Below are 3,208 nucleotides of genomic sequence, written 5' to 3'. Positions count from 1 at the left end.
GAACAAGGACGCGCTTGCCGTCGCCGAGGTCTGGGACAACGGCAAACCCATCCGCGAAGCGCTGGCCGCCGACATCCCGCTCGCCGCCGACCATTTCCGGTACTTCGCCGCGGCGATCCGGGCCCAGGAGGGTTCGCTGTCACAGATCGACGAGAACACGGTGGCCTACCACTTCCAGGAGCCGCTCGGTGTGGTCGGGCAGATCATTCCGTGGAACTTCCCGATCCTGATGGGCGCGTGGAAGCTGGCGCCCGCGCTGGCCGCGGGGAACACGGTGGTGCTCAAGCCCGCCGAGCAGACACCGGCGTCCATCCTCTACCTGATGTCACTGATCGGCGATCTGTTGCCGCCGGGTGTGGTCAACATCGTCAGCGGTTTCGGCGTCGAGGCCGGCAAGCCGCTGGCGTCCAGCGACCGGATCGCCAAGGTGTCGTTCACCGGAGAGACCACAACGGGCCGGCTGATCATGCAGTATGCGTCGCAGAACCTGATCCCGGTCACGTTGGAGCTCGGCGGTAAGAGCCCCAACATCTTCTTCTCCGACGTGATGACTCGATCTTCTGCGGGCGACAACTTCCAGGACAAGGCCCTCGAGGGCTTCACGATGTTCGCGCTCAATCAGGGCGAGGTCTGCACCTGCCCGTCGCGCAGCCTGATCCAGTCCGACATCCACGACGAATTCCTCGAGCTGGCCGCGATCCGGACCAAGGCGGTCCGGCAGGGCGACCCGCTGGACAGCGAGACGATGCTGGGTTCGCAGGCGTCCAACGATCAGCTGGAAAAGATCTTGTCCTACATAGAGATTGGCAAGGGTGAGGGCGCCAAGATCATCACCGGCGGTGAGCGCGCAGAGCTCGGCGGCGACCTGTCCGGCGGCTACTACATGCAGCCGACGATCTTCAGTGGCAACAACAAGATGCGCGTCTTCCAGGAGGAGATCTTCGGGCCGGTGGTCGCGGTGACGTCGTTCAGCGACTTCAACGACGCGATGGGCATCGCCAACGACACCCTCTACGGCCTGGGTGCGGGCGTGTGGAGTCGCGACGGCAACACCGCCTACCGAGCCGGCCGCGAGATCAAGGCCGGCCGGGTGTGGGTGAACTGCTATCACGTGTATCCGCCGCACGCGGCGTTCGGTGGCTACAAGCAATCCGGGTTCGGTCGCGAAACCCACAAGATGGCGCTCGACCACTACCAGCAGACCAAAAACCTGTTGGTGTCCTACGCCGACGAGGCGCAGGGCTTCTTCTGATGGGCTTCTTCTGATGGGCACGCCGGCCGGAGTGGTCATGACCGCCGCGGCCGCGGAACTGCTGGCGTCGCTGCAGGACTCCCACGGCCCGGTGATGTTCCATCAGTCCGGTGGCTGCTGCGACGGGTCATCCCCGATGTGCTATCCCCTCGGCGACTTTCTGGTCGGTGACCGCGATGTGCTGATCGGGGTGCTCGACGTCGGGCCGGACGGGGTGCCGGTGTGGATTTCGGGCCCGCAGTATCAGGCCCACTATCGAGACAAGCGCACCCAGCTGGTCATCGATGTGGTGGCCGGTCGCGGGAGCGGGTTCAGCCTGGAGGCGCCCGAAGGGCTGCGATTCCTGTCCCGCGGCCGGGTCTTCAGCGACGACGAACAGGCCGGAATTGCCGCGGCCCCGGTGATCACCGGCGCGGATTACGAGTGCGGCGAGCGCCCGTCGGTGCGAGGCCAAGTCGTGACGGACGCGGCGCCCGCAACATGCCCTCCTCCCAGGTAGCGGCAGTACCCTCGTCACCGTGGTTCCGCTTCCGCGTCCCTGGTTGCTGTCCGGTGCCATGCTGATCGGCAGTGCAGTCGGCCTGTTGGCAGGCGTCGCTTTCAGCGTGATGCACGCGCGAATTCGCCCCGACGTCGCCATCGTCCTGGTGGTCGGCATTTCCACCGTCCTCGGGCTGACGACCGTCATGTTCTCCGGCCGCCGCTGGGTCACCGCGCTGGGAGCGTTCATCCTGGCGGTCGGGCCGGGTTGGTTCGGCGTCCTCGCCGCTCTGCGGGTGACCGCCGGTGGCTGATAAGGACCACACCAACCCGGGGACGGAGGCGTTCACGCCGGACTTCTCCGATGACGACGAGAACACCGGCACCCAGTCCTGGGTCCCCGATTTCTCGGACTCCGACGACACGGGCTCGCAGCCGATTCCCACCGCCAAGGCGGCCGAGCCGGAAAAAGCGGAAAAGCCGGACGGCTCTAAGACTTCCGGCGAAGCCGCGGAGCAGCTTGAGCCGACGGCCGGATCCGCGCCGGTGCAGTCGGTCACGGTGCCCGGTCGTTACCGCTACCTGAAGTGGTGGCAGCTGGCCCTGGTGCTGCTGGGCGTGTGGGTGGTGGCCGCCGTGCCGGGGCTCGCGCTGTTCTATTGGTGGTACCACAGCGTCGACAGGACGGCCGCGGTGTTCATGGTCCTGGTCTACGTGGTGGCCTGCACCGTCGGCGGTGTGCTGCTCGCGATGGCTGAGGGCAAGCCGCTGGTATCGGCGCTCTCGCTCGCGGTGATGTCGGCGCCGTTCGCGTCCGTCGCCGCCGCGGCACCACTGTACGGCTTCTACTACTGCGCGCGAGTGGGCCACTGTCTTCTCGGCGTCGTTCCGTATTAACGCCGCGCGCGGGCGCCCATTAGTGTGGGCTCGTGACTTCTCACTATGACGTCGTCGTCCTCGGGGCCGGTCCCGGCGGATATGTCGCAGCCATCCGCGCCGCACAGCTGGGTCTGCACACCGCAGTCGTGGAACCGAAGTATTGGGGCGGAGTCTGCCTCAACGTCGGCTGCATCCCGTCCAAGGCGTTGCTGCGCAACGCCGAGCTCGCGCACATCTTCACCAAAGAGGCCAAGACTTTTGGCATCGGCGGCGAGGCGAGCTTCGATTACGGCATCGCCTTCGACCGCAGCCGCAAGGTGGCCGACGGCCGGGTGGCCGGCGTGCACTTCCTGATGAAGAAGAACAAGATCACCGAGATCCACGGGTACGGCAGGTTCACCGACCCGCGCACGGTGTCGGTCGACCTCAACGACGGCGGGACCGAGACGATCACGTTCGACAACGCCATCATCGCCACCGGCAGCAGCACCCGCCTGGTCCCCGGAACGTCGCTGTCGGCCAACGTGGTTACCTACGAGGAGTTGATCCTGTCCCGCGAGCTGCCGGAGTCGATCATCATCGCCGGTTGCGGGGCGA

5 protein-coding genes are annotated in these 3,208 nt (G+C 66.3%); all 5 read left to right on the top strand.

What is annotated here, in order from left to right; all coding sequences use genetic code 11:
- Window positions 1–1,252 (top strand): aldehyde dehydrogenase (gene adh, locus JOZ00_RS08205; protein ID WP_293342262.1); only part of this gene is annotated, 1,252 nt, incomplete at its 5' end.
- Window positions 1,253–1,265: 13 nt separating this feature from the next.
- Window positions 1,266–1,751, top strand: coding sequence for a DUF779 domain-containing protein (locus tag JOZ00_RS08200; RefSeq protein ID WP_293342259.1), 486 nt, complete (start codon window positions 1,266–1,268; stop codon window positions 1,749–1,751).
- Window positions 1,752–1,770: 19 nt separating this feature from the next.
- Entirely contained in the window at window positions 1,771–2,046 is a 276-nt protein-coding gene (locus tag JOZ00_RS08195) for a putative holin (RefSeq protein WP_293342256.1), read from the top strand.
- On the top strand, window positions 2,039–2,629 hold the full coding sequence (locus JOZ00_RS08190; protein ID WP_293342253.1) for a hypothetical protein: 591 nt from the start codon (window positions 2,039–2,041) through the stop codon (window positions 2,627–2,629). Before JOZ00_RS08195 ends, JOZ00_RS08190 begins: the two co-directional genes overlap by 8 nt.
- A 32-nt stretch (window positions 2,630–2,661) precedes the next feature.
- A partial coding sequence (locus JOZ00_RS08185) for an FAD-dependent oxidoreductase (RefSeq protein WP_293342250.1) occupies window positions 2,662–3,208 on the top strand: 547 nt, incomplete at its 3' end.

It is taken from the genome of Mycobacterium sp., from assembly GCF_019243155.1.
Lineage (GTDB): Bacteria > Actinomycetota > Actinomycetes > Mycobacteriales > Mycobacteriaceae > Mycobacterium.
Note: the sequence above shows the minus strand (reverse complement) of the source record. Positions and strands in the feature narration are given on the sequence as shown.

Bases quoted from the DNA above. Each gene is read 5' to 3' on its own strand.
- JOZ00_RS08200 (WP_293342259.1), top strand. From the start codon at position 1,266: ATGGGCACGCCGGCCGGAGTGGTCATGACCGCCGCGGCCGCGGAACTG.